The organism is Pseudomonas alkylphenolica, assembly GCF_000746525.1.
GTDB lineage: Bacteria > Pseudomonadota > Gammaproteobacteria > Pseudomonadales > Pseudomonadaceae > Aquipseudomonas > Aquipseudomonas alkylphenolica.
Genome location: NZ_CP009048.1, coordinates 298,301 through 322,526, shown reverse-complemented (window position 1 = coordinate 322,526; position 24,226 = coordinate 298,301). Strand labels below are relative to the sequence as shown.

Annotated in this window: 25 protein-coding genes; 16 read left to right on the top strand and 9 right to left on the bottom strand. The window is 61.8% G+C overall.

What is annotated here, in order from left to right:
• The first annotated feature begins 92 nt into the window (after window positions 1–92).
• From rfbB to PSAKL28_RS01455, 7 genes are read left to right on the top strand one after another with little or no spacing between them, the layout of a single operon-like run.
• Window positions 93–1,175, top strand: a complete 1,083-nt coding sequence (rfbB, locus tag PSAKL28_RS01485; protein WP_038605682.1) for a dTDP-glucose 4,6-dehydratase — start codon at window positions 93–95, stop codon at window positions 1,173–1,175.
• Complete coding sequence (gene rfbA, locus PSAKL28_RS01480; protein ID WP_038605679.1) at window positions 1,172–2,044, top strand: glucose-1-phosphate thymidylyltransferase RfbA; 873 nt, start codon at window positions 1,172–1,174, stop codon at window positions 2,042–2,044. Before rfbB ends, rfbA begins: the two co-directional genes overlap by 4 nt.
• Entirely contained in the window at window positions 2,044–2,589 is a 546-nt protein-coding gene (gene rfbC, locus PSAKL28_RS01475; RefSeq protein WP_038605677.1) for a dTDP-4-dehydrorhamnose 3,5-epimerase, read from the top strand. Before rfbA ends, rfbC begins: the two co-directional genes overlap by 1 nt.
• Entirely contained in the window at window positions 2,586–3,461 is an 876-nt protein-coding gene (gene rfbD, locus PSAKL28_RS01470) for a dTDP-4-dehydrorhamnose reductase (protein ID WP_038605675.1), read from the top strand. Before rfbC ends, rfbD begins: the two co-directional genes overlap by 4 nt.
• Before the next feature lie 35 nt (window positions 3,462–3,496).
• Entirely contained in the window at window positions 3,497–5,311 is a 1,815-nt protein-coding gene (locus tag PSAKL28_RS01465; RefSeq protein ID WP_038605672.1) for a sensor histidine kinase, read from the top strand.
• Window positions 5,308–6,720, top strand: a complete 1,413-nt coding sequence (locus PSAKL28_RS01460) for a sigma-54-dependent transcriptional regulator (RefSeq protein WP_038605669.1) — start codon at window positions 5,308–5,310, stop codon at window positions 6,718–6,720. The genes PSAKL28_RS01465 and PSAKL28_RS01460 overlap by 4 nt, the downstream gene beginning before the upstream one ends.
• The gene (locus PSAKL28_RS01455) at window positions 6,717–7,172 is read left to right on the top strand and encodes a YiiD C-terminal domain-containing protein (protein ID WP_038605666.1); all 456 of its coding nucleotides are present in this window, start codon (window positions 6,717–6,719) and stop codon (window positions 7,170–7,172) included. The genes PSAKL28_RS01460 and PSAKL28_RS01455 overlap by 4 nt, the downstream gene beginning before the upstream one ends.
• Here PSAKL28_RS01455 and cysQ read toward each other — a convergent pair.
• The gene (gene cysQ, locus PSAKL28_RS01450; RefSeq protein WP_038605663.1) at window positions 7,161–7,988 is read right to left on the bottom strand and encodes a 3'(2'),5'-bisphosphate nucleotidase CysQ; all 828 of its coding nucleotides are present in this window, start codon (window positions 7,986–7,988) and stop codon (window positions 7,161–7,163) included. The genes PSAKL28_RS01455 and cysQ overlap by 12 nt on opposite strands.
• Window positions 7,985–8,551, bottom strand: coding sequence for an ADP compounds hydrolase NudE (nudE, locus tag PSAKL28_RS01445; RefSeq protein WP_038605661.1), 567 nt, complete (start codon window positions 8,549–8,551; stop codon window positions 7,985–7,987). The genes cysQ and nudE overlap by 4 nt, the downstream gene beginning before the upstream one ends.
• Before the next feature lie 80 nt (window positions 8,552–8,631).
• Here nudE and yrfG point away from each other — a divergent pair, with 80 nt between their 5' ends.
• Window positions 8,632–9,294 carry a GMP/IMP nucleotidase gene (yrfG, locus tag PSAKL28_RS01440; protein WP_038605659.1) on the top strand — a complete coding sequence of 221 codons (663 nt, stop codon included), beginning with the start codon at window positions 8,632–8,634 and terminating at the stop codon, window positions 9,292–9,294.
• Here yrfG and lysM read toward each other — a convergent pair whose 3' ends face one another.
• On the bottom strand, window positions 9,295–9,735 hold the full coding sequence (gene lysM, locus PSAKL28_RS01435; RefSeq protein ID WP_038605656.1) for a peptidoglycan-binding protein LysM: 441 nt from the start codon (window positions 9,733–9,735) through the stop codon (window positions 9,295–9,297). It abuts the gene before it with no gap.
• Between the two features lie 84 nt (window positions 9,736–9,819).
• Here lysM and PSAKL28_RS01430 point away from each other — a divergent pair, with 84 nt between their 5' ends.
• The 6 genes from PSAKL28_RS01430 to PSAKL28_RS01405 all read left to right on the top strand — a co-directional run bounded on the left by PSAKL28_RS01430 (window position 9,820) and on the right by PSAKL28_RS01405 (window position 16,537).
• Window positions 9,820–10,707: a LysR family transcriptional regulator gene (locus PSAKL28_RS01430; protein ID WP_038605654.1), complete on the top strand. Its 888-nt coding sequence runs from the start codon at window positions 9,820–9,822 to the stop codon at window positions 10,705–10,707.
• 92 nt (window positions 10,708–10,799) lie between these two features.
• Window positions 10,800–11,630 (top strand): formate dehydrogenase accessory sulfurtransferase FdhD, encoded by an 831-nt coding sequence (gene fdhD / locus PSAKL28_RS01425; RefSeq protein ID WP_038605652.1) that lies wholly within the window; start codon window positions 10,800–10,802, stop codon window positions 11,628–11,630.
• 2 nt (window positions 11,631–11,632) lie between these two features.
• Window positions 11,633–13,969 carry an FdhF/YdeP family oxidoreductase gene (locus PSAKL28_RS01420; protein WP_038605649.1) on the top strand — a complete coding sequence of 779 codons (2,337 nt, stop codon included), beginning with the start codon at window positions 11,633–11,635 and terminating at the stop codon, window positions 13,967–13,969.
• 211 nt (window positions 13,970–14,180) lie between these two features.
• Window positions 14,181–14,657 (top strand): glycine zipper domain-containing protein, encoded by a 477-nt coding sequence (locus tag PSAKL28_RS01415; RefSeq protein WP_174446934.1) that lies wholly within the window; start codon window positions 14,181–14,183, stop codon window positions 14,655–14,657.
• Between the two features lie 289 nt (window positions 14,658–14,946).
• Window positions 14,947–15,762, top strand: a complete 816-nt coding sequence (locus PSAKL28_RS01410) for a CheR family methyltransferase (protein ID WP_038605646.1) — start codon at window positions 14,947–14,949, stop codon at window positions 15,760–15,762.
• Window positions 15,763–15,880: 118 nt separating this feature from the next.
• The gene (locus PSAKL28_RS01405) at window positions 15,881–16,537 is read left to right on the top strand and encodes a response regulator (RefSeq protein ID WP_038605643.1); all 657 of its coding nucleotides are present in this window, start codon (window positions 15,881–15,883) and stop codon (window positions 16,535–16,537) included.
• A 9-nt stretch (window positions 16,538–16,546) separates the two neighbouring features.
• On the opposite strand, the gene PSAKL28_RS01400 is transcribed toward PSAKL28_RS01405, so the two are convergent.
• The 4 genes from PSAKL28_RS01400 to PSAKL28_RS01385 form a co-directional block, all read right to left on the bottom strand.
• Window positions 16,547–16,975 (bottom strand): acyl-CoA thioesterase, encoded by a 429-nt coding sequence (locus PSAKL28_RS01400; protein WP_038605640.1) that lies wholly within the window; start codon window positions 16,973–16,975, stop codon window positions 16,547–16,549.
• Between the two features lie 184 nt (window positions 16,976–17,159).
• On the bottom strand, window positions 17,160–18,701 hold the full coding sequence (locus PSAKL28_RS01395; RefSeq protein WP_038605637.1) for a phosphoenolpyruvate carboxykinase: 1,542 nt from the start codon (window positions 18,699–18,701) through the stop codon (window positions 17,160–17,162).
• Between the two features lie 179 nt (window positions 18,702–18,880).
• A complete protein-coding gene (hslO, locus tag PSAKL28_RS01390) occupies window positions 18,881–19,783 on the bottom strand; it encodes an Hsp33 family molecular chaperone HslO (RefSeq protein WP_038605634.1) in 903 nt (300 codons plus the stop codon).
• Between the two features lie 62 nt (window positions 19,784–19,845).
• On the bottom strand, window positions 19,846–20,247 hold the full coding sequence (locus PSAKL28_RS01385) for an RNA-binding S4 domain-containing protein (RefSeq protein ID WP_038605631.1): 402 nt from the start codon (window positions 20,245–20,247) through the stop codon (window positions 19,846–19,848).
• Window positions 20,248–20,388: 141 nt separating this feature from the next.
• Between PSAKL28_RS01385 and rimB the strand changes: the two genes are divergently transcribed.
• Together rimB and rimK are read left to right on the top strand one after the other, a co-directional pair.
• Window positions 20,389–20,871: a retropepsin-like aspartic endopeptidase RimB gene (gene rimB / locus PSAKL28_RS01380; RefSeq protein ID WP_038605628.1), complete on the top strand. Its 483-nt coding sequence runs from the start codon at window positions 20,389–20,391 to the stop codon at window positions 20,869–20,871.
• Complete coding sequence (rimK, locus tag PSAKL28_RS01375) at window positions 20,868–21,773, top strand: 30S ribosomal protein S6--L-glutamate ligase (protein ID WP_038605625.1); 906 nt, start codon at window positions 20,868–20,870, stop codon at window positions 21,771–21,773. The genes rimB and rimK overlap by 4 nt, the downstream gene beginning before the upstream one ends.
• Before the next feature lie 59 nt (window positions 21,774–21,832).
• Here rimK and PSAKL28_RS01370 read toward each other — a convergent pair whose 3' ends face one another.
• Both PSAKL28_RS01370 and ompR read right to left on the bottom strand, forming a co-directional pair.
• Window positions 21,833–23,146 (bottom strand): ATP-binding protein, encoded by a 1,314-nt coding sequence (locus PSAKL28_RS01370; protein ID WP_038605623.1) that lies wholly within the window; start codon window positions 23,144–23,146, stop codon window positions 21,833–21,835.
• A 127-nt stretch (window positions 23,147–23,273) separates the two neighbouring features.
• Window positions 23,274–24,014 carry an osmolarity response regulator transcription factor OmpR gene (gene ompR / locus PSAKL28_RS01365; RefSeq protein WP_038605620.1) on the bottom strand — a complete coding sequence of 247 codons (741 nt, stop codon included), beginning with the start codon at window positions 24,012–24,014 and terminating at the stop codon, window positions 23,274–23,276.
• Window positions 24,015–24,226 lie beyond the last annotated feature (212 nt).

Sequence of the window (24,226 nt, the reverse complement as noted above, 5' to 3'; positions counted from 1 at the left end):
ACCCTGCCGTAGCGGCGTAACTGCCTTGCACGGGTTTGCCCGCAAGCTAGGCTTGAGCAGATCATCTTAAGATTCATCAAAGGTCACTGGATATGCGCATACTCATAACCGGCGGAGCCGGTTTTATTGGCTCAGCCCTGATTCGCCACCTGATCAGCGCCACCGAGCACGAGGTTCTCAACCTCGACAAACTGACCTATGCCGGCAATCTGGAATCGCTCACCAGCATCGCGACCAATACCCGCTATGAATTCGTCCGCGCCGATATTGCTGATCAGGCAACCGTCAGTACGGTGCTTGAGCGATTCAAGCCCCATGCAATCATGCATCTGGCGGCGGAGTCGCACGTCGACCGCTCGATCGATGGGCCGTCAGACTTCATTCAAACCAACATCGTCGGCACCTACAGCCTGCTGGAAGCGACCCGCGCCTACTGGTTGACACTGCCAGCGCAGGAACGTGCAGCGTTCCGCTTCCATCACATCTCCACCGACGAAGTGTATGGCGACCTGCATGGCGTCGATGACCTGTTCACCGAAACCACGCCTTATGCACCCAGCTCGCCCTATTCTGCGAGCAAGGCGGCATCCGACCATCTGGTCCGCGCCTGGCAACGCACCTATGGCCTGCCTGTACTGATCACCAACTGCTCGAACAATTACGGGCCGTTCCATTTCCCGGAAAAACTGATTCCGCTGGTGATTCTCAATGCGCTGGCCGGCAAGCCCCTGCCTGTTTATGGCAATGGCCTGCAGGTACGCGACTGGTTGTTCGTCGAAGATCATGCCCGTGCCTTGTTCAAGGTGGTTACCGAGGGCAAGGTCGGTGAGACCTATAACATCGGTGGGCACAACGAACAGAAAAACATCGATGTGGTCCGGGGCATCTGCGCCTTGCTCGAAGAGCTCGCGCCACAACGTCCGGCAGGCGTTGCCAACTATGCCGACCTGATTACTTACGTTCAGGATCGCCCTGGCCACGACCAGCGTTACGCCATCGACGCCAGCAAGATCGAGCGCGAACTGGGCTGGGTCCCGGAAGAGACATTCGAAACCGGCCTGCGCAAGACTGTGCAGTGGTACCTGGACAACCTGGAATGGTGCCAGCGGGTTCAAGACGGTAGTTATCAAGGCCAACGCCTGGGCGCCAGCGACTTCAAGGATCTTATTGCATGACCAAAGGTATCGTTCTGGCCGGAGGCTCCGGCACCCGCCTGCACCCCATCACCCTGGGTGTTTCCAAGCAACTGCTGCCGATCTACGACAAGCCGATGATCTACTACCCGATCTCGGTGCTGATGCTCGCCGGTATTCGGGAAATCCTGCTGATTTCCACCCCGTACGACCTGCCCCAATACAAACAACTGCTGGGCGACGGCAGCCAGTTCGGTATCGAACTGAGCTACGCCGAACAGCCTTCTCCGGATGGGCTGGCCCAGGCCTTCCTGATCGGTGAAGAATTCATTGGCAACGATTCGGTCTGCCTGATCCTGGGCGACAACATCTTCCACGGCCAGGGCTTCAGCGAACAACTGTTGCGTGCCATCAAGCAGCCGTCTGGTGCCACGGTGTTCGGCTATCTGGTCAAGGACCCGGAGCGCTTCGGTGTTGTCGACTTCGACCAACACGGCCGCGCGCTGTCGATCGAAGAGAAACCCGCCAAGCCCAAGTCTCCCTATGCGGTGACCGGTCTGTATTTCTACGACAACGATGTGGTGGAAATAGCCAAGAACGTCAAACCGTCGCCACGTGGCGAACTGGAAATCACCGACGTCAACAACGCCTACCTGCAACGCGGCGATCTGCGTGTGGAGCGTTTCGGTCGTGGCTTTGCCTGGCTCGATACCGGTACCCACGACAGCCTGCTGGAAGCCTCGCAGTACGTGCAGACCATCGAACATCGGCAGGGCTTGAAGGTTGCCTGCCTTGAAGAGATCGCGTTCCAGCAAGGCTGGATCGATCGCTCGCATTTGCTGGAACGTGCCAAGGCATTCGGCAAGACCGGCTACGGACAATACCTCTATGCCTTGGCTGAAGAACATTAATGAACGTAATTACTACTGATCTGCCGGGTGTACTGATCCTCGAACCGAAAGTATTCGGCGATGACCGCGGTTTTTTCTACGAGAGTTTCAACGCCGAGGTGTTCAAAGAAAAAACCGGCGTTTGCACAACCTTTGTCCAGGACAACCACTCCAAGTCGCAGAAAGGCGTACTTCGTGGGCTGCACTATCAACTGGAAAATACCCAAGGCAAGCTGGTTCGCGTGACCCACGGTGAAGTGCTGGATGTTGCTGTCGATGTCCGCCGCAGTTCCCCGCACTTCGGGCAGTGGGTCGGAGTAAGGCTGTCTGCCGACAATCGCCGCCAGCTTTGGATACCGGAAGGTTTCGCTCACGGTTTCGTCGTGTTGAGCGACAGCGCCGAATTTCTCTACAAAACCACCGACTACTACAACCCAGCCGCTGAACGCTGCATTCGTTGGGATGATCCAGACCTGGCCATCGACTGGCAACTGACTGAAGCACCGCAGTTGTCCGCCAAGGACCAAGCCGGTAAATCGCTGAAAGAGCTGGACCTGCTCCCATGACCGCACGCCGACTGAATATCCTGATCAGCGGCCAGCACGGCCAGGTATCCCGGGAGCTGCAACAGCACCTGGGCGCCCTTGGCCAGTTGCACGTCCTGGGTCGTAACCAGCTCGACCTGGCCCACCCCGCCTGCATCCGCGAGCGGGTGCAGGCGCTCAAGCCTGACCTGATCATCAATGCTGCCGCTCATACGGCAGTGGATCAAGCCGAGAGCGAGCCGGAACTGGCGTTTGCAATCAATGCCAAGGCACCGGGCATCTTCGCCGAAGAAGCCGCGAAGTTGGGAATTCCGCTGATTCACTATTCCACTGACTACGTGTTCGACGGCAGCAAGGACGCCCCTTACACCGAAGACGATGTGCCCAATCCGCTGGGCGTCTACGGGCGCAGCAAGCTGGCCGGTGAACAGGCCATTGCCGTGGTCGGTGGCGAGCACCTGATCCTGCGGACCAGTTGGGTGTATTCGCGCCATGGGCGTAACTTCCTGCTGACCATGCAGCGCCTGCTGCAGGAAAAGCCGGAGCTGCGCATCGTCGCTGACCAGATCGGCGCACCGACCTGGGCCGGTACCATCGCGCTGAGCACCCGGGCTCTGATCGAACGCTGGCAGGCAGGCCAGGCTGGCGCGTGGGGCACCTACCACCTGACCGCTCAGGGTGAAACCTCCTGGTTTGGCTTTGCCCAGGCCATCGGCGAGCAACTCAAGGCCCAGGGGCTGCCATGCGCCGAGCTGCTCCCGATCTCTTCAAGCGAGTACCCTACCCCGGCCCGTCGTCCGCACAACTCGCGCCTCGATTGCAGCCGCCTGCAACGCGAGTGGCAGGTCAGCCAACCGCACTGGCAGCAAGCGCTGATCGACTGCCTGAAGTAGCGCATAATGCGCCAGATCATTCTGGCGCAGTTACCATGACCAAGATTCCACCTCTTCCCCGCCGCCCTCGATGGCGCAGTCTGGCATTGCTGGCGGTGTGCCTGGCGCCCTTGCTCTGGCCCTTGCAGCACCTGGCCAAACACTATTACCAAGGCGAACTGGCCGGCCAGAACCGCCAGACCCTGGACCTGTACGTCGCCAACCTGCTGGGCACCCTGCATCGCTATGAAACGCTGCCGCAGATCCTTGGCGACCTGCCCGCCCTGCGCGCGGTGCTGGCCGATCCGCTGCGCCTGGAAACTCTGACTAACGCCAACCGTCTGCTCAAGGACATCGCCAGCCAGACCGGCGCCGAAGTCATGTACCTGATGGACGCCCGGGGCAATACCCTGGCGGCGTCTAACTGGGACAAGCACGACAGCTTCGTCGGTCGCAACTTCGCCTTCCGCCCGTACTACACCGAAGCGATTGCCGGCCGCCTGGGGCGCTTCTTCGGCCAGGGCACGACCTCAGCCAAGCGTGGCTATTTCTTCGCCGCCGCGGTACGCGATGGTGAGCAGATCATCGGCGCGCTGGTGGTCAAGGTCGACTTGGATCACACCGAAACCCTGTGGGGCAAAACCCCCGAGCAGTTGCTGCTGACCGACCATAACGGCGTGGTGATCCTCACTTCACGTCCGGACTGGCGCTTTCGAGCCACCCGGCCGCTGAGCGATGCCGAACGCGAAGCGATTACCGCCATCCAGCCCTACCCGACCCAGGCCCCGCAGCCACTGAACCTTGACCAGGCGGCCTGGTTGATCCAGACCCAGGCGATTGAGGAAACCGGCTGGCAGGTCAGCATCCTTGCCCCGCGAACCCTGATCGACCGCTCGGTGAACACCGTGGTCGCCATCGGCGCCGCCGCTCTGCTGGTACTGATGCTGTTGCTGGGCCTGATGATGCAACGCCGACGCCATTACATGGACCGTATCGACTTCGAGGCGCATGCCCGCCAGGAGCTGGAGAAACGCGTGATTGAGCGCACCGCCGACCTCGAAGGGCTCAACAGCCGCCTGAAAGACGAGGTACTGGAGCGCGAGCAAGCCCAGCAGGAACTGGTGCGCGCGCAGGACGAGCTGGTCCAGGCCGGCAAACTGTCGGTGCTGGGGACCATGTCGGCAAGCATCAGCCACGAGCTCAACCAGCCCTTGGCGGCGATCCGCAGCTATGCCGAAAATGCCGAGATCCTGCTCGATCACCAGCGTACCGACGACGCCCGCAGCAACCTCAAACTGATCAGCGAACTGACCGGACGCATGGCTTCGATCATTGCCCACCTGCGCGCCTTCGCCCGCCGCGACAGGCATGCGCCGGAAAGCGTGGCACTGCAACCGGCGCTGGATGACGCCCTGGCCCTGCTGGCCAAGCGCCGCCGTGCCATGGCGGTAGAGCTGGTGCGCGACCTGCCGGATGCGACGCTGTGGGTCCAGGCCGGTGAAACCCGCCTGCGCCAGGTGCTGGGCAACCTGCTGGCCAACGCCCTTGATGCCCTGACCGAAAAAGCCAACCCGCGTAAACTCATGCTCAGTGCCGAACAGCGCGACGGCAACGTCTACCTGTACATTCGCGACAACGGCCCGGGTTTTACCAGCGAAGCGCTGGCCCGTGCGCGCGAACCGTTTTTCACCACCAAGACGCGTACCCAGGGGCTTGGCCTGGGCCTGGCGATCTGCGATACCTTGATGCGCGCGCTGGGCGGCGAGTTGCTGCTCGGCAACCACCCGGAAGGTGGCGCCTTGCTTACCCTGCAGCTGCGCGTCGCCAAGCCCGGTGCCAATCTGCAAACTTCGGAGGACCCATCGGCATGACGACCGAGCCGCTCATCGACAGCCGCGTACAGGTGATTCTGGTCGACGACGACCCACACCTGCGCCAGGCCCTGAGCCAGACCCTGGATCTTGCCGGTCTCAACGTCCTGTCGCTGAGCGATGCGCAGAACCTGGCCGCACGTATCGAACAGGACTGGCCCGGCGTGCTGGTCAGCGATATCCGCATGCCTGGCATTGATGGTCTGCAGCTGTTGCAACAGGTGCACGCTCAGGACCCGGAGCTGCCGGTGCTGCTGATTACCGGGCACGGTGATGTGCCGCTGGCGGTCCAGGCCATGCGTGCGGGCGCCTATGATTTTCTCGAAAAACCCTTCGCCAGCGACGCCCTGCTCGACAGCGTGCGCCGCGCCCTGGCCCTGCGCCGCCTGGTGCTGGACAACCGCAGCCTGCGCCTGGCCCTGAGCGACCGCCAGCAACTGAGTACCCGCCTGGTCGGTCACTCCACCCCCATGCTGCGCCTGCGCGAGCAGATCGGCGCTCTCGCCGGGACCCGCGCCGATGTGCTGATCCTCGGCGAGACCGGTGCCGGCAAGGAAGTGGTCGCCCGCGCCCTGCATGACCTGTCGAGCCGTCGCGACGGCCCGTTCGTGGCGATCAACGCCGGCGCCCTGGCCGAATCGGTGGTCGAAAGCGAACTGTTCGGCCACGAGCCGGGGGCATTCACCGGGGCGCAGAAACGCCGGATCGGCAAATTCGAGTTTGCCAATGGCGGCACGCTGTTCCTCGACGAAATCGAGAGCATGAGCCTGGACGTACAGGTCAAGCTGCTGCGTCTGCTGCAGGAGCGCGTGGTTGAACGTCTGGGCGGTAACCAGCAGATCCCGCTGGACATCCGCATCATCGCCGCCACCAAGGAAGACCTGCGTCAGGCCGCCGACCAGGGGCGTTTCCGCGCCGACCTGTACTACCGCCTGAACGTCGCACCGCTGCGCATTCCGCCGCTGCGTGAACGCGGCGATGACATTCTGGTGTTGTTCCAGCATTTCGCCGATGCCGCGAGCGAACGCCACGGTCTGCCAGCGAACAGCTTGCAGCCGGCACAGCGCGCGCTGTTGCTGCGTCACAACTGGCCAGGCAACGTACGTGAACTGCAGAATGCCGCCGAACGCTTCGCCCTCGGGCTGGAGCTGGCGCTGGACGGTGAGGCGCCTGCGCCGGCCCACGAACAACCGGTCACTGCCACCAGCGGCAACCTCAGCGACCAGGTCGAGCAATTCGAACGCTCGCTGATCGCCGCCGAACTGGCCCAGCCGCACAGCTCCATGCGCAGCCTTGCCGAAGCACTGGGTATTCCACGCAAGACCCTGCACGACAAACTGCGCAAACATGGCCTGAGCTTCGCCGACAGCAATACCAGCCCTGACGAAATGGAGGATAACCGCCCATGACCACGGACAGCCGCTACCTGGAATCTGTGCTGCACGGCGACATTCCGCTGACCCGCGAAATGGGCTTGCAGGTTCTCGACTGGCAGCACCAGCAACTGCGCCTGCAGTTGCCGCTGGCCGCCAATGTCAACCACAAGAGCACCATGTTCGGCGGCAGTCTGTACTGCGCTGCCGTGCTGGTCGGATGGGGCTGGTTGCACCTGCGCTTGCGTGAGGCGGGCATCGACGATGGTCATATCGTCATTCAGGAAGGACAGATCAGCTATCCGCTGCCGGTCACCGGCGCGGCCATCGCCGTGTGCGCAGCGCCGGAGGAGAAAGTCTGGGAACGCTTCGTTGCCACTTACCAGCGTCGCGGCCGGGCGCGCCTTAACCTGCACACCCGGGTCAGCAATGCGGGTAGCGATGAGGCCGCCGTGCTGTTCAGCGGCCAGTACGTGCTACATCGTTGAAGCCAGTTGCAGCAGCTTGCCGCGCCACGGTGCGGCGGCTGGCAAGGCGAGGAAGAAGGGGTTGAGCAGCGACTCGCGCGGCGGGTAGGCAAAGGCCTGGCCATCGAGGTCGAGTACTTCCCCACCAGCCCCCTCCAGCACACCTTGCGCGGCTGCAGTGTCCCACTGGGACGTCGGCGCCAGGCGCGGATAGCAATCGGCAGCCCCTTCAGCCAACAGACAGAACTTCAGCGAGCTGCCGATATTGGCAAGCTCAAGCTCACCGACCGCTGTACTCAAACCGGCCAGCAGGGCTTCCTGCGTTGGGCTGGTATGTCGACGGCTGGCGACCACGGTAAAGCGCTCCCCCGCAGGTGGGCTGGTGCGCACCTTAATGGCTTCAGCCACGCCCTCAGCTTTTTCAAGCCAGGCCCCCATGCCCTGGCCACCGTAGTAGCAACGGCCATTGGTAGGAATCGCCACCACGCCAAACACTACGCGGCCCTGCTCGATCAGGGCGATATTGACGGTGAACTCTTCCGTACCGGCGATGAACTCCTTGGTGCCGTCGAGCGGGTCGACCAGCCACCAGCGCTGCCACTGCTGACGCTCACTCAAGGGGATATTGCAATCTTCCTCAGACAGCACCGGAATCGCCGGGGCCAACGTCTGCAGACCCTTGGCAATCACTTCATGGGCGGCCAGGTCAGCAGCAGTGACTGGCGAATCATCGGCTTTCGCCGTTACCGCGACGTCGGCGCGCCAGAACGGCAGGATGGCCTTGCCCGCCTCGCGTGCCAAGCCGACCACCTGTTGCATCAGTTGCTGGTCGTTCATGCGCTGAACACCCCACGTTGCGTCAGCAGGTCGCGCACCAGGTACAACGCTGCCAGTGCGCGACCTTCGGAGAACTGCGGGTGCTGGGCCAGCGCTGAAAGCTCGCGCAGGTTGATCTTGTCGACGCGCATCGGCTCCGGTTCATCGCCCTCCAGGCGCTCTTCGTACAGGTCAGTGGCCAGTACCACCTGGATCTTCTGGCTCATGTAGCCCGGCGACAACGACAGTTCGGTCAGGTGCTCGAGCTGACGCGCACCAAAGCCCGCTTCTTCCTTGAGTTCACGGTCCGCCGCCGCCAACACATCCTCGCCTGGCTCGATCAGGCCCTTGGGCAAGGACAGCTCGTACTCGTCGGTACCGCCGCAATACTCCTCCACCAGCACCGCGTGCTCGGCATCGAGCATCGCCACAATCATCACCGCACCATAACCGTTGCCGCGCCCCACCAGACGCTCATACGTGCGCTCGTTACCATTGGCAAAACGCAATTGCACAGCTTCGACCCGAAACAGACGGCTGCTGGCGACAATTTCGCGGGAGAGGACGGTGGGTTTCTGGCGCATGGGGCGGCTCCTGGGCGTGAACGGGTTACTATACCGTGGCTTGCCCGGCCACCGCTGCCCTGACTGTCCGAGAATTTCATATGCCCGTTTTAGCCTGGTCCACCATCGACACCGTCCTGCTGGACATGGACGGCACCCTGCTGGACCTGCACTTCGACAACCACTTCTGGCTCGAACACCTGCCCCAGCGCTATGCCGACCTGCACGGTATCAGCCGGGCAATGGCCGAGCTGGAAATGCAGCCCCTGTTCGAGCAGCACGCCGGCTCGCTGAACTGGTACTGCCTGGATTTCTGGAGCCGCGAGCTGAATATTTCAGTGCGCGACCTGAAGCTGGAAACCGCCCACCTGATCGCCCTGCGCCCGGACGCTGACACTTTTCTCCAGGCCATCAAGCAGGCCGGCAAACGGGTGATCCTGATCACCAACGCCCACCGCGACTCGCTGTCGCTGAAACTGGAACGGGTGGAACTTGCGCCCTACTTCGAACGCCTGATCAGCTCTCATGACTACGGTTATCCCAAAGAAAACCCGCAGTTCTGGGAGGCCTTGCAGGCCGATATCAATTTCACGCCTGAGCGCAGCCTGTTTATCGACGACACCTTGTCGATCCTGCGCAGCGCTCGTGATTTCGGCGTGGCACACCTGCTTGCGGTGCGCCAGCCGGATAGCCGCAAAGGGCCACGGAATACCGAGGAGTTCGCCGCGGTCGAAGACTACCGGACGCTACTCGAAGGCTTGTGATTACTCGGGAATGCGCAGCGACTGGCCCGGATAGATCTTGTCCGGGTGCTTGAGCATCGGCTTGTTGGCTTCGAAGATCTTGTTGTACAGATTGGCGTTGCCATACACCGCCAGCGAAATCGCGCTGAGGGTATCGCCCTTCTTCACCACCACAAAGCGCGCAGCGGCGACGACCGGTCCGGTCACGGTGATCTGGTCATCCACGCTAGCCACACCGGCAATGTTGCCCAGCGCCAGAAGAATTTTTTCCTTCTCTTCCTGGCTGGCCACTTCTCCGGTGACGGTCACCTTGTCGCCATCGACCGTGGCCTGGATGTTCGGGTTGCCGAGTCCAACCGCTTCCACGTGCTTCTGCAATTGCTCGCTGGCATTGGCATTACCTGGGGTCAGCAGGTCGATGATTTTCTCACCGGCCTCTTTGATGAAACTGAAAATGCTCATACCGCTCTCCTTGGTGATGAATCTCGGAGCCTGGAGTCTAGGACAGGTTAGAATGCTCCGCCTGCTTTGCGCCACGGAGCGACGATGGACATCAAACAACTCAAATTCCTCATCGCCCTGGATGAAACCCGCCACTTCGGCCAAGCCGCCGCCCGCTGTCATGTAACCCAACCGACCTTGTCCATGCGCCTGCGCAACCTGGAGCAAGAGCTGGACCTGGCCCTGGTCAACCGTGGCCAGCGCTTCGAAGGCTTCACCGCCCAGGGCGAGCGGGTGCTGGCCTGGGCGCGTACAGTGATTGCGGCATACGATGGCCTGCATGCTGAAGCCGCTGCCTGTCGCGGTCACCTGGTCGGTAACCTGCGCCTGGGCGTAGTGCCGCTGTCGAGCTTCGATCCGTTGCCCTTGCTGCAACGCCTGCACCAACACCACCCGGACCTGAACTTCGAACTCAGCGCGCTGAGCTCCGAACAGATTCTTGAGCAGTTGACCAGTAACCGTCTGGATCTGGGGGTGTCCTACCTCGAACGCCTGGACCACGAGCGTTTTCTGTCCCTGCCTCTGGGTGAAACACGCATGGGCCTGTTGTATGACCCAGATCATTTTCGCTTCGACGAGCAGCCCTTAAGCTGGCAGGCATTGACCGAACTGCCGCTGGGCCTGCTGACCGCCGGCATGCACTTTCGCCAGTCGATCGATCACAACTTTCACAGCCGGGGGCTGGAGCCGCGGTTGCTGCTACAGACCGATGCCGTCCATCAGCTGGTCCAGGCGGTCGGCGGCGGTTTGTGTTGCGCGATCATGCCACTGGCAGCGGGCCTGGAAGTCCTCACCGAACGGCTGCGCCTGCAACCGATCGAGCAGGCCAGCACCCTCGCGCCACTGGGCCTGATCATGCGGCGCACGGCGCCACGCTCGGCCCTGGCCGAAGCCTGCCTGGCTGAATTCCAAGCCTTGCAAAGCGGTGCCTGATCGACGCCATCTATCAAGGCATCAGCATTAGCGATTAGACGATACCCGAGCGCAAGCCTAGGCTTAAACCAGACCAGCCGCCGGTATCTCTAATGAGCACAACACCTCCGGCCTGCGCGGCGTCCGCCCCCCTGACTGCGCCCGCGGCCAGCAACCGCTATGACTACAGCCACCTGACCGATGACAGCCAGGCCAGCACACCGCTGGCCGAAGAAGTCGCCCTGGGCATTGCCTACAACGGCATCAACCAGGCGGTAATGCTGGTAAGCCCGACCGACCTTGAAGACTTTATCGTCGGCTTCAGCCTCGGCAGCGGCATTATCACTTCGCCTGACGACATCTATGACCTCAAGCTCACCGGCCGGGGTTCGGCGATCAGCGCGGAAGTGGAAATCGCCAGCCGCGCCTTCTGGAACCTGAAGAACCAACGGCGCCAGTTGGCCGGCACCAGTGGCTGCGGTCTGTGCGGTGTCGAAGCCCTGGAACAAGCGCTGCCGGAACTGAAGGTGTTGCCTGGCGCCCCGCTGCCGCCCGCGCACTGGCTCGATGGCCTGCGCCAGCGCATCGATGCTTTCCAGCCGCTGGGCCAGCACTGCGGTGCGGTACACGCGGCACTGTTCATGAACAACCAGGGTGAACTGCTGCTTGGCCGCGAAGACATTGGCCGGCACAACGCCCTCGACAAGCTGATCGGCGCCCTGTTGCGCCAGCACATCAGCCTCGACGGCGGCCTGGCGATCGTCACCAGCCGCTGCAGCCTGGAGTTGATCCAGAAAGTCCTGCGCGCCGGCATCCAGACCCTGGTCAGCCTGTCGTCGCCGACCGGTCTGGCCCTGCAATGGGCACGTCGCCACAACCTCAACCTGATCCACCTGCCCAAACACAGTGCGCCACGGGTGTTCAGCCCCGTGCTGGAGAATTGACCGTGAGTCTGCACCACCAAGCCGATCAGAAGCCCGTCCCGCGTTACAAGCCCTACCACGGTGCCGCCGGCGGCTGGGGCGCGCTGCGCAGTGTGGCCCAGGCCTGGATCGGCAGCGACAACGCGCTGAAGAATATCCGCGCCCTGCTCAAGACCAACCAGAATGGTGGCTTCGACTGCCCGGGCTGCGCCTGGGGCGACTCGCCGGAAAGCGGCATGGTCAAGTTCTGTGAGAACGGCGCCAAGGCAGTGAACTGGGAAGCCACCAAGCGCCGTGTCGATGCCGCGTTCTTCGCCCGCCACAGTGTCACCTCACTGCTGGCCCAGAGTGATTACTGGCTCGAATACCAGGGGCGGCTGACCGAGCCGATGGTCTATGAGCCGACTACCGATCGCTACCGCCCGATCGACTGGGATGGCGCTTTCGCCCTGATCGCCAGTCACCTGCAAAACCTCGCCAGCCCCGACCAGGCCGAGTTCTACACCTCGGGCCGGGCCAGTAACGAGGCGGCTTATCTGTACCAGCTGTTCGTGCGCGCCTACGGCACCAACAACTTTCCGGATTGCTCGAACATGTGCCACGAAGCCAGTGGCGTGGCGCTGGGCCAGAGTGTCGGGGTCGGCAAAGGCACGGTGACGTTTGACGATTTCGAGCACGCCGATGCAATTTTCGTCTGGGGCCAGAACCCCGGCACCAACCACCCGCGCATGCTCGAACCGCTACGTGAGGCGGTCAAACGCGGCGCCCAGGTGGTGTGTATCAACCCTCTCAAGGAGCGCGGCCTGGAGCGCTTCCAGCACCCGCAGCATCCGCTGGAAATGCTCACCAACGGCGACCGTCCGACCAACACCGCGTACTTCCGTCCGGCGCTGGGCGGCGATATGGCGGTGTTGCGCGGCATGGCCAAGCTCCTGTTGCAGTGGGAGCGCGAAGCGCAGGCCAGCAACGCACCGGCGATCTTCGATCATGACTTCCTCAATCAACACACCCAAGGTGTGTCCGACTATCTGCAAGCGGTGGATAACACCACCTGGGCACAGATCGAGGCCCAGTCCGGCCTGAGCCTGGCCGATATCGAACAAGCCGCGCGGATGTACTGCAAAGCCAGCAAAGTCATCATGTGCTGGGCCATGGGTATCACCCAGCACCGCCACTCGGTGGCGACCATCCAGGAAATCGCCAACCTGATGCTGCTGCGTGGCAATCTCGGCGTTCCCGGTGCCGGCCTGTGCCCGGTGCGTGGCCACAGCAACGTCCAGGGCGACCGGACCATGGGCATCAACGAACGCCCGCCGGTGGCCCTGCTCGATGCCCTGGAGCGTCGTTTCAGCTTCAAGGTGCCGCGCCATAACGGCCACAACACCGTAGAAGCGATCGGCGCCATGCTCGCCGGTCAAGCCAAGGTGTTCATCGGCCTTGGCGGCAACTTTGCCCAGGCAACGCCCGACACCGAACGTACCGCCCAGGCCTTGCGCAGCTGCGAGCTGACCGTGCAGATCAGCACCAAGCTCAACCGCAGCCACCTGATTCACGGTAAACAGGCACTGATCCTGCCCTGCCTGGGCCGCACCGACATCGACCTGCAAAGCGAAGGCCCGCAAGCGGTCACGGTGGAAGACTCGTTCAGCATGGTGCATGCCTCCAACGGCCAGCTGCAGCCACTGTCACGGCAAATGCGTTCGGAGCCTGCGGTGATCGCCGGCATTGCCGCGGCAACGCTCGGCGCCAAACCGGTGGACTGGAACTGGTTGGTGGCCGACTACGGACGTATCCGCGACCTGATTGGCGACACCATCCCCGGCTTCGACAACTTCAACCAGCGCCTGGAGCACCCTGGCGGGTTCTATCTGGGCAACAGCGCCGGGCAGCGGCAGTGGAAGACCGCCAGCGGCCGGGCCAACTTCAAAGCCAACGGACTGCCGGACGACTTGCTGCACGAGTGCATACGCGCGACCGGCCAGGTACCGGACCTGATCATGCAATCGATGCGCTCCCACGATCAGTACAACACCACCATCTATGGGCTCGACGACCGCTACCGGGGGGTCAAGGGCCAGCGCAACGTCCTCTTCGCCAACGAGGCCGACATCATCCGCCTGGGCTTTCACCCAGGGCAGAAGACCGATATCGTGTCGCTCTGGAGCGATGGCCGTGAACGTCGGGTCAAGGGCTTCACTCTGCTGGCTTTCGACATCCCGGCGGGTCAGGCGGCGGCGTATTATCCGGAAGTCAATCCGCTGGTGCCGCTGGAAAGCGTCGGTGACGGCAGCCACACCCCGACCTCGAAGTTCGTCGCGATCAAACTGCTGGCCGCCAGCGACAACGCCCGCATCCTGTGACAGCATTCTCTGTTCGAGAACGAAAAAAAAGGCCCTGGCAGCGATGCCGGGGCCTTGTCTCAAGTAAGCTCAGACAGCGTAAAATCAATAAAGTTTCATAGTTAAAACAGTAACTTAGCGAATTGTGCACAAGTCGTGTTACTCGTCGGATTTCCGTTGCCAGCCCCCTTCGCCAGCCTCAGGATCGCCTCGTCATCCCTATGAGGCTTTCTTGATGAAGTACTCCTCGATTCTGTTGTTGTCTCTCGGCCTGCTCAGTGGCGTTGCCTCGGCAGGTGGCACCACCGAAGCCGGTATTGGCGGCGCATTGGGTGGGGTACTGGGCTCAGTGGTCGGCAACTCGATTGGCGGCAGCACTGGCTCGACAATCGGCGCGGGCCTTGGCGGCGCAGCAGGCAGTGCGGTCGGTGCGAACAAGCACAGCCGTGGTGAAGCGGCCATCGGTGGCGCCTTGGGCGCAGCGGGCGGTAACGCAATCGGCCGCAGCGTGGGCGGCACTACTGGTGGCTACATGGGTGCCGCCGCAGGCGGTGGTGCCGGCGGTGCGCTGGGTAACTACATGGGCAAAGAAGCGGACGAGGACGATTATCGCCATAGCAGACGTGGTTATGACGACCGTCGTTACTACCACGACCGTGGTCACCACTATGGCCATCGCAAGCACAAGAAGCACTGGCGCCACCGCTAAGCGTGCCTGGGCTTAAGCCAATCTCTTAGTCCCTGCCCTCACCGGCAGGGACTTCGAGCGCTCCATCCGCGTTACCGCTCAAGCCGTTCAGGCAAATCCCCCGCTGACTCAGCAAAGCCCTGCAGCGCCCTATTATCCCTACCTTGTTTATGGCCTTAGGGGTCACCCCGATTCTGCCGGTAATAGCCAGTAGCTATCATTGATCATTCCCCAATCAGCCAATGGACGCAGGGAATGCGCATCGATTCTGCAACGCCGACCCGACTGCCCATTGCCCGCAGAGGCTGATATGCCGGCCGGCAAACGCTTACCCGCGCTCAACGAAATACAGTTCCTTGAGCTGCAATCACTGGTCGAACACGCATCGGGCGTGATTCTGCTATCTGACCGCCGTGCGGTCATTGCAGCCCGTCTGGCCAGACGCCTGCGACACTATCAACTAGCGACTTTCGCCGATTACCTGCACCTGCTCACGCTGCCCGAACAGCATGCCGAGCGTCAGCGCGTGGTCGAATTGCTGGTCGCCAAAGAGACCTATTTCTTCCGTGAGCACCGGCATTTCGAGTTCCTTGCCCACTGGCTGGCTGAGCACCCCGGTCCTACACGCCTCTGGAGCGCCGCCTGCGCGTCTGGCGAAGAAGCCTACAGCCTGGCCATGGTCGCCAGCGAACACGCCGTCAACGACAACTGGCGCATCCTCGCCAGCGACATGAGCCCAGGCATGCTCGGACTTGCCCGCGAAGGCATCTACGACATTGCCCAGGCACGTTACTTTCCCCGGGGCTGGTTGCAGCGCTACTGCCAGTGTGGCGTTGGCGAAATGGCCGGGCGCCTGCAAGTACAGCCTGCCCTGCGTGAGCGCGTCAGCTTGCGGCAAATCAATCTGATCCAGGCATTGCCTGATGGTCTCGGCGTATTCGATGCGATATTGCTGCGTAATGTGCTGAGCTGTTTCAGTCAGGATGACAAGCAACGGGTAGTCCAGCGCCTGCTGGCCCGGCTGCGCCCGGGCGGGCTGCTGTTGATCGGCCACAGCGAAAGCATTCACGGGCTTGATCTGCCATTACGGCCGATACTGCCTTCGGTGTTCGAGCGCCTATGTTGACCTGCGCTGCCGACACCGAGAGCAGACCTTCGATACTGATCACGCGCCGTCGCGGCAGCGCTCATACGGACCGAGCAAACCTGCCGCCTCCCAACATTTGCGAAACAGGCTCGAACCCATGCTTTGCCGAATCCTACTTGCCGACGACTCGCCGCTCTTTCGAGCCGGCCTGCGCGCGTTGCTCGAACAAAAAAAACAATACGCCGTAATCGGTGACGCAGGCGATGGCATAACCGCTGTCGCCCTGGCGGAAAGGCTCAAGCCTGATGTCATTGTTCTGGCCATGACTGCCGACACCCTGGACAGTGAGCAGATCCTGCGCGAGTTGTATTTGCGCGCACCGACCTGCCACGTGCTGATGCTCTCGTCACGTTCGGAACTGGACTTCGTCATGCGTTGCCTGCAACTCGGCGCCCATGGCTTTCTGCTCAAAAGTGCCACCGTGCAAGAGCTGGAGCAGGCGTTGCAGGCCTTGAAGAATGGCGGTCAGTACCTGTCCTCGGCGGTTCTGCCAATGGTCATCGGCCAGGCCGTCAAACACAGCCGCAAGCGCACACCCGCAAACAACGCCATGCAGCTGACGACCCGTCAGCTGGAAATCCTGCGGCTCATCGCCCGTGGCGAAAGCACCCGTTCGATTGCCGATGGTCTGGGCCTGAGCGTGAAAACCATCGAGGCGCACCGCTCACAGATCATGCATCGCCTGCAGATTCATGATGTGCCGGGTCTGGTGTTGTTTGCGGTTCGTGAAGGCATCATTTGCCTGAACGACTGAGCGCGCGGCTCAGCTTTGCAAGCTCAGCAGCGCCGCCTGCAACTCGACCGGCAACGGCACAGGCCGTCCCGAGGCACGCTCGACGAACACCTGGACCACCTTGCCCGCCGCGCAGGGTTGCGCCTCGCCGACCCGGAACAGGCCCAACTGGTACTCCACAGAGCTGCCGGCCAGGCGTGCTACCCGCAGACCGACTTCAAGGGTGTCGGGAAATGCCGGCAAGGCGAAAAAGTCCGCCGCCGAGCTGACCACAAAACCGACCACCGCCCCTTCCTGCGGGTCCAGACCGCCCTGCTGCTGGAGGAATGCCTGGATAGTGGTGTCGAAGTAGCTGTACACCGTGGCACCGGCGATATGACCGTTAAGGTCGCTGTCTTGCCAACGGGTGAGGATCGGTTGCAGGTGGGGATAGTCGTGGCGCTGAGGTGATTGCGACATAGCGGGCCCGGGAAGTTGGATGCGATGAAGCTTTCCATAATACCTGTAGGAGCGGGCTCGCCCCGCGATGCGATGTGACTGACACAATACTTCGCGGGGCAAGTCGAGGCGTCGCACCGCCGCTCCCACAGAGACGAAAAAGCCGCCCCTGGGGGCGGCTTTTCGTTTCACACTGGCTTCAGCCTTACAGCTGTGGGCCAGCGGCCTTGATGGCGTCGGACACTTCAAATTTCTTGAAGTTGTCGATGAACAGGTTGGCCAGGGCCTTGGCTGCTTCATCGTAGGCGGCTTGGTCAGCCCAGGTGTTGCGTGGGTTGAGCAGGACGGTATCGACGCCAGGAACGGCTTTTGGCACGTCCAGGTTGATGATGTCCAGGTGCTCGGTCTCGGCACCGACCAGCGCGCCGCTCTGGATCGCTGCGATCACCGCACGGGTGGTCGGGATGTTGAAGCGCTTGCCGACGCCGTAGCCACCACCGGTCCAGCCAGTGTTGACCAGGTAGACCTTGGAGCCGAAGCCCTTGATACGCTTGATCAGCAGTTCAGCGTACTCGCCAGCCGGACGCGGGAAGAACGGCGCGCCGAAGCAGGTGGAGAAGGTCGACTTGATGCCGCTGCCCGAACCCATTTCGGTGGAACCGACCAGCGCGGTGTAACCGGACAGGAAGTGGTAAGCCGCCTGCTCGTTGTTCAGGATCGAAACCGGTGGCAGTACGCCAGTCAGGTCGCAAGTCAGGAAGATAACGGCGTTTGGCTCGCCACCCAGGTTCGCTTCAGAACGCTTGGCAACGTGCTCCAGCGGGTAAGCGGCGCGGCTGTTCTGGGTCAGGCTGACATCGGCGTAGTCGGCGTGTTTGGCGTCGTCGATCACGACGTTTTCCAGCACCGCACCGTGCTTGATGGCTTTCCAGATGACCGGCTCGTTCTTCTCGGACAGGTCGATGCACTTGGCGTAGCAGCCGCCTTCGATGTTGAAGACAACGCCTTCGCCCCAACCGTGCTCGTCGTCACCGATCAGGTAACGGCTTTCGTCAGCCGACAGGGTGGTCTTGCCGGTACCCGACAGACCGAAGAACAGGGTGACGTCACCCTCTTCGCCGATGTTGGCAGCGCAGTGCATTGGCAGCACGTCAGCAGCCGGCAGCAGGAAGTTCTGCACCGAGAACATGGCTTTCTTCATTTCACCGGCATAACGCATGCCAGCGATCAGCACCTTCTTCTGGGCGAAGTTGAGGATCACGCAGCCATCGGAGTTGGTGCCGTCACGCTCTGGCACGCACTCGAAGTTGGCAACGTTGAGGACTTGCCACTCATCACGGCCAGCAGGGTTGTAGTGCTGCGGGTTGATGAACAGGCAACGACCGAACAGGTTCTGCCAGGCAGTCTGGGTGGTCATCTTCACCGGCAGGTAGTGCTCGGCGGCAGCGCCTACGTGAACGTAGGAAACGAAGTGCTCTTGTGCGTTGTTGAACGCCTCAACGCGGTCCCACAGGGCATCGAACTTGTCGGCCGGGAACTTGCGGTTGATCGGACCCCAGGCGATGGCATCCTGAGTGGACGGCTCTTCGACGATGAAACGGTCAACCGGCGAACGACCAGTGCGATGACCAGTTTTCACAACCAGCGCGCCAGTATCGGCCAGCTCGCCTTCACCGCGGTTCAGCGCTTCTTTTACCAGCTCATCGACGCTCAGGTCGGTGTACACGGTGTTGTTGGCTTGCGTCATGAGATTCCCCATCCGGCCTGCGGCCGAGTGCTCCAAACGTTTTGTAGTAGAGCTTTGAAAACTACTACAGCGAAAAAAGTGGCCGGATTATGCCAGAAACGCCCAAAAAAAGTAGGGCCCTCCTGTCAGAACGGCGAGTTTCCGGCGTTAGACAGGAGATTTACCTGTAGTGAAACGTTTTAGTGCCGAGTATCTGACGGCGTGTCTACACCGCCACCGGCGAACAATTGCTCGATATCGGCTGCGTCGAATAGGTAGCTCTGGTTACAGAACTGGCAATCGACTTCGATCTTGCCGCCATGCTCTTCGATCAGCGCCAGCGCATCATGTTTACCGAGGCTGACCAGGGCATTACCGGAGCGCTCGCGCGAGCAGCTGCAGCGGAAATGCAGGGGCTGAATATCGAACAGGCGTACGGCGTCTTCGTGATACAGGCGATGCAGTACGGTCTCGTTGTCCAGACCGAGCAGTTCCTCGGCTTTCACCGTGTTGGCCAGAGCCTTCACGTGGTTCCAGCTTTCCTCACGCTCCTCGATATCCTTCTGGCGATCGGCGGGCAGCTGCTGCACCAGCAGGCCACGGGCACGGATGCCATCGGCGGTAAGGGAAATGCAGGTGTTGATCTGCTGGGACATGACGAAATAGTTGGTAAAACATTCCGACAGGTCCTTGCCGTCCAGCTCCACCGTGCCCTGGTAGCGCTGACCGTTGACCGGAATGATGGTCAGGACCAGATGCCCGCCAGGCATCAGGTCGGCAAGGGTTGCATCATCTTTGATCTGCTCGGCCACATAGCGTGCCAGGCCGCGGATCTCGTGCTCGCTGGTGCATTCGATGGCCAGCAGCGGCACCGGCCCGCTCGACTGTGCCTGAAGGATCAGCAGGCCATCGAACTTCAGCGTGCCAACCAGCAGTGCGGCAGCCGCCATCAGCTCGCCGAGCAACTGCGCGACAGGCTGCGGGTAAGGATGCTTGGCCAGCACTTCGGCGTAGCTGCGCTCCAGCCCGACCATTTCACCGCGTACATCGCGGTCGTCGAAGATGAAGCGTTGGGTGTAATCGGTATCCGGCAATTCAGACATGGGTTCGGGTTTTCGCGTAAATGAGTTAATGGCACCTAGTTTATCAGTGCGCCCCGCGCCCGTTAACCGGCGCTGTCGTGAAGCTGGTGGAGCTGGCGCCGTTGTTTCTTGGTCGGCCGACCATCGGTCGTCACACCCAGTGCGCCAGCCTTGCGCATGGCGGCGGCCTTCTCGCGCCGCTCGATACTTTCGGCGGTTTCTTCATACAGCGCCTGGGCCTCAGGCGCGCCACGACGCACCACTGATAGCGCCTTGACCACCACCGTGCGCTCATCAAAGCCGGTGCGCAAGACGAATTCGTCGCCCACCCGTGGCTCTTTGCCTGGCTTGCATCGTTCACCCCGACAGTGCACCTTGCCACTCTCGATGGCTGCCTTGGCCAGCGCCCGGGTCTTGTAGAAGCGCGCTGCCCATAGCCATTTGTCCAAGCGGACCTTATCGTCCTCTTCCGGCTTTTGTGCCATGACATTTCCCCGCTTAATTTCGTAAACGGAACTGTACTACCGTATCTGGCGGATGCAAAAAAACCGCGGCGTGCTTACAGTTCACCGACCTGTCGCGCACGCCGGTTCCGGCCTTGCGACTTTTTATGCTGGTTGAGCAATTTGAAGACATTTGACCATTTGACTGTGATTGGCCTGCGCGAGTGGGTAGCCTTGCCCGACCTCGGCGTGGCTGGCCTGCGCGCCAAGATCGACACCGGCGCCAGCACCTCGAGCCTGCATGCCACCGAGGTCGAGCCTTTCGAGCGCAACGGCGAGCCCTGGGTGCGCTTCAATGCGCACCTGGGCTCGGTCGTGCAACTACGTCACCGGCGCTGCGAAGCGCCGCTGGTGACGATGAAAACCATCAAGAGCTCCAATGGCCAGACGCAAATCCGCTACGTGATCCGCACACCGCTGGCGCTGGGTGACCGGGTCTGGCAAGTGGAATTCACCCTGGCTTGCCGCAAGGCCATGCGCTATCGCCTGTTGCTCGGTTCCAAAGCCCTGATCCATGGCCAGTTGGTGGTCAATCCGGGCCTTAAGTACGTTCAGGACAAGCCGGCATTTCCGGCCACTATTTCTCCTTCCACAGGTGTTGCATGAAGATCGCCGTGCTGTCGCGAAACCCGCGTCTGTATTCCACTCGTCGTCTGGTTGAAGCCGGTACTGCACGAGGCCATGAAATGGTTGTGATCGATACCCTGCGCGCCTACATGAACATCGCCAGCCACAAGCCGCAGATCCACTACCGCGGCAAGCCCCTGGAAGGCTTTGATGCGGTGATCCCGCGCATCGGGGCCTCGGTGACCTTCTATGGCTGCGCGGTGCTGCGTCAGTTCGAAATGATGGGTGTGTTCCCATTGAACGAATCGGTGGCCATCGCCCGTTCGCGTGACAAACTGCGTTCCCTGCAGCTGTTGTCACGCCGTGGCATCGGCCTGCCGGTCACCGGCTTTGCCCACTCCCCCGACGATATCCCCGACCTGATCCAGATGGTCAACGGCGCACCGCTGGTGATCAAGGTACTCGAAGGCACCCAGGGCATCGGCGTGGTCCTGTGTGAAACCACCAAGGCTGCCGAGTCGGTGATCGAGGCGTTCATGGGCCTGAAGCAGAACATCATGGTCCAGGAATACATCAAGGAGGCCGGCGGCGCCGATATCCGCTGCTTCGTGGTCGGTGACAAGGTCATTGCCTCGATGAAGCGCCAGGCCAAACCCGGCGAGTTCCGTTCCAACCTGCATCGCGGCGGCAGCGCCAGCCTGATCAAGATCACCCCGGAAGAACGCATGACCGCCATCCGTGCGGCCAAGGTCATGGGCTTGAGCGTCGCCGGAGTGGATATCCTGCGCTCCAATCACGGCCCGCTGGTGATGGAGGTGAACTCGTCACCTGGGCTTGAGGGCATCGAGGTCACCACCGCCAAGGACGTTGCCGGGATGATCATCGAGCATCTGGAGAAGAACGGCGGGCCAAACCTGACCCGCACCAAAGGTAAGGGCTAGTGGCCTGTGGGAGCGGGCTTGCCCCGCGATGAATCCACCACCCAGACCACTACACCCCATTACACCGCATCACGCGGCAGCAACAGCCCCAGCGGCAGGCGTACCCGGGCTTCCAGGCCGCCGCCGGAGCGGTTGCGCAGCTCGACATTGCCGCCATGCTGGGCGGCGATTCGCTTGACGATCGCCAGCCCCAGCCCCGTGCCCTTGCCGCTGCGGGCACGGTCACCACGAATGAACGGGTTGAAGATCCCTTCAAGCTCGTTCGGATCGATGCCCGCCCCCCGGTCCAGCACACTGAGCACCACGTAAGGCGCACTGCTGTCACCCGAGACGTAGGCCGCCACCTCAACCCCTTTACCGGCGTGATACAGGGCGTTGCCAATCAGGTTGTTGAGCATGCGCTTGAGCGAAACCCGGCGCAGCGGGAAAGGCGGAATCGGCTCGAGGCACAAACGCACCCGCTCTTCAGGCTGGTTGAACGGCGCGACTACTTCACGCACCAGATCGCTCAGGTCGACCTCCTCCACCGGTTCGTCACGCCCGTCACGAATGAAGGCGAGGAACTGGTCGAGGATGGCGTCCATGTCTTCGATGTCCCGCACCATGTCGTCGGTCAGATCACTTTCGTTGGCCAGCAACGACAAGGACAGGCGCAAGCGGGTCAAGGGCGTACGCAGGTCGTGGGACACACCCGCCAGCATCAACTCCCGCTCGCGTCCGGCCTGTTCGACATCCTCGGCCATCTGATTGAAGGCCCGGTAAACCTCGGTCATCTCGCTCGGCGTATCGCTGACCGGCAAGCGCACACTGCGCCCCTGCCCCAGTTGCCGGGCAGCAAAAACCAGGCGTTTGAGCGGCTGGTTGAGCTGGCGGACAAAGATCCAGGCCGATGCCGTGGACAACAGACCAATAGCCAGGAACCAGCCGAGCACGCTCCAGATTTTCTGGCCGCGTAGCGGATGTGGATACAGCGGCACTTTCAACCAGCCATCGCCCAGGCTCGGCGCCCTTACCCACAGCGCCGGTGGCGCGTGGATGCGCAGGCGTACCTCGGTGTCGGCACCAAGCTCGGCCTGCATCTGACGCTGGTAGATTTCACTGTACGGCCAGTGCTGCTCACCTTCCGGCACACCGGAGCCGACCACCCGGATCAACCCTGCCGCTTCAGCAATCTTGTCGCGGTCGGACTCATCGGCGGCCCAGTAGGCACGCAAGGTCAGGGCCACCCCGTGGCTGTACTGACGATCGACCAGCACGTCTTCGTTCATCAGCAGGTAAACCAGGGTCAGGGCCTTGGAAAACAGCACGACGATCAGCACCAGCCAGAGGGTGCGGGCGAAGAAGCTTTGCGGGAACCACAGGGGCGTTTTCATTAACAACGGCTACACACTTTGCAGGAACGAGCATGGCTCGCAGGCTTTGCGGATCTCGGCACACGCAAAAACAGGGCAACCCGAAGGTCCGCCCTGCTTGCAGTGACTGGCTCCTACACTCGAAACATCACTTGCCGGCATTGCCATCCGGTACAAACACGTAGCCAACGCCCCAGACGGTCTGGATATAGCGCGGCTTCGACGGGTCGGGTTCGATCATGCGGCGCAGGCGGGAAATCTGCACGTCGATGGAACGCTCCAGGGCATCCCATTCACGGCCACGGGCCAGGTTCATCAGCTTGTCGCGGGTCAGCGGCTCGCGAGCATGCATGACCAGCGCCTTGAGCACGGCGAACTCACCGGTGGTGAGCATGTGCACTTCTTCGCCACGCTTGAGTTCACGGGTCGCCAGCGACAACTCATAGTCGCCGAAGGTGACGGTTTCATCTTCGCTGCCCGGTGCACCCGGTACCGCGGGGGCCTGGCGACGCAGCACGGCCTTGACCCGCGCCATCAACTCGTCGGGGTTGAACGGTTTGGCCAGATAATCGTCGGCCCCCAGTTCCAGGCCCTTGATCCGGCTCAGTTCGTCGCCTTTGGCGGTGAGCATGATGATCGGGATCTGGTTGTTGGCGGCGCGCAGGCGACGGCAGGCGGTAAGACCATCCTCGCCAGGCAGCATCAAGTCCAGGACGACAAGGTTGAAAACCTCACGGGCCAGCAGGCGGTCCATCTGTTCGGTGTTGGGTACTGCACGGGCGCGATAGCCCTTACTGGTGAAGAAACGTTCCAGCAGGCTGCTCAAGCCCGGGTCGTCATCGACGATGAGAATTTTTTCGCCTTCAGCGGTTTGTGCAGTGCTGCTCATGAATAACTCCTCTAATCTCGGCACGCATTATGGCTTAGCCGCCATTGGCCGTGCCGTGTGCATTGTTAGCAGATTTTTCCCGGTGCGCCAGTTCTGCCTGGTCGAGAGCTGGCGCGCTGCTATCACCGCAAGTCCGGCGCGCTGGGTATAATGCGCCGCTTTCAGCCAGCGCCGCATTGCTCCGGGTGCCCCATGGCGCCCGCCCGCGGCCT

Bases quoted from the DNA above. Each gene is read 5' to 3' on its own strand.
- PSAKL28_RS01460 (WP_038605669.1), top strand. From the start codon at position 5,308: ATGACGACCGAGCCGCTCATCGACAGCCGCGTACAGGTGATTCTGGTC.
- nudE (WP_038605661.1), bottom strand. From the start codon at position 8,551: ATGCGCCAGAAACCCACCGTCCTCTCCCGCGAAATTGTCGCCAGCAGC.
- PSAKL28_RS01370 (WP_038605623.1), bottom strand. From the start codon at position 23,146: ATGAAAACGCCCCTGTGGTTCCCGCAAAGCTTCTTCGCCCGCACCCTC.
- PSAKL28_RS01400 (WP_038605640.1), bottom strand. From the start codon at position 16,975: ATGTCGCAATCACCTCAGCGCCACGACTATCCCCACCTGCAACCGATC.
- rimK (WP_038605625.1), top strand. From the start codon at position 20,868: ATGAAGATCGCCGTGCTGTCGCGAAACCCGCGTCTGTATTCCACTCGT.
- rfbA (WP_038605679.1), top strand. From the start codon at position 1,172: ATGACCAAAGGTATCGTTCTGGCCGGAGGCTCCGGCACCCGCCTGCAC.
- PSAKL28_RS01430 (WP_038605654.1), top strand. From the start codon at position 9,820: ATGGACATCAAACAACTCAAATTCCTCATCGCCCTGGATGAAACCCGC.
- PSAKL28_RS01405 (WP_038605643.1), top strand. From the start codon at position 15,881: ATGCTTTGCCGAATCCTACTTGCCGACGACTCGCCGCTCTTTCGAGCC.
- cysQ (WP_038605663.1), bottom strand. From the start codon at position 7,988: ATGAACGACCAGCAACTGATGCAACAGGTGGTCGGCTTGGCACGCGAG.
- lysM (WP_038605656.1), bottom strand. From the start codon at position 9,735: ATGAGCATTTTCAGTTTCATCAAAGAGGCCGGTGAGAAAATCATCGAC.
- fdhD (WP_038605652.1), top strand. From the start codon at position 10,800: ATGAGCACAACACCTCCGGCCTGCGCGGCGTCCGCCCCCCTGACTGCG.
- PSAKL28_RS01455 (WP_038605666.1), top strand. From the start codon at position 6,717: ATGACCACGGACAGCCGCTACCTGGAATCTGTGCTGCACGGCGACATT.
- PSAKL28_RS01465 (WP_038605672.1), top strand. From the start codon at position 3,497: ATGACCAAGATTCCACCTCTTCCCCGCCGCCCTCGATGGCGCAGTCTG.
- yrfG (WP_038605659.1), top strand. From the start codon at position 8,632: ATGCCCGTTTTAGCCTGGTCCACCATCGACACCGTCCTGCTGGACATG.
- PSAKL28_RS01410 (WP_038605646.1), top strand. From the start codon at position 14,947: ATGCCGGCCGGCAAACGCTTACCCGCGCTCAACGAAATACAGTTCCTT.
- PSAKL28_RS01385 (WP_038605631.1), bottom strand. From the start codon at position 20,247: ATGGCACAAAAGCCGGAAGAGGACGATAAGGTCCGCTTGGACAAATGG.
- rfbC (WP_038605677.1), top strand. From the start codon at position 2,044: ATGAACGTAATTACTACTGATCTGCCGGGTGTACTGATCCTCGAACCG.
- rfbD (WP_038605675.1), top strand. From the start codon at position 2,586: ATGACCGCACGCCGACTGAATATCCTGATCAGCGGCCAGCACGGCCAG.
- ompR (WP_038605620.1), bottom strand. From the start codon at position 24,014: ATGAGCAGCACTGCACAAACCGCTGAAGGCGAAAAAATTCTCATCGTC.
- rfbB (WP_038605682.1), top strand. From the start codon at position 93: ATGCGCATACTCATAACCGGCGGAGCCGGTTTTATTGGCTCAGCCCTG.
- PSAKL28_RS01395 (WP_038605637.1), bottom strand. From the start codon at position 18,701: ATGACGCAAGCCAACAACACCGTGTACACCGACCTGAGCGTCGATGAG.
- hslO (WP_038605634.1), bottom strand. From the start codon at position 19,783: ATGTCTGAATTGCCGGATACCGATTACACCCAACGCTTCATCTTCGAC.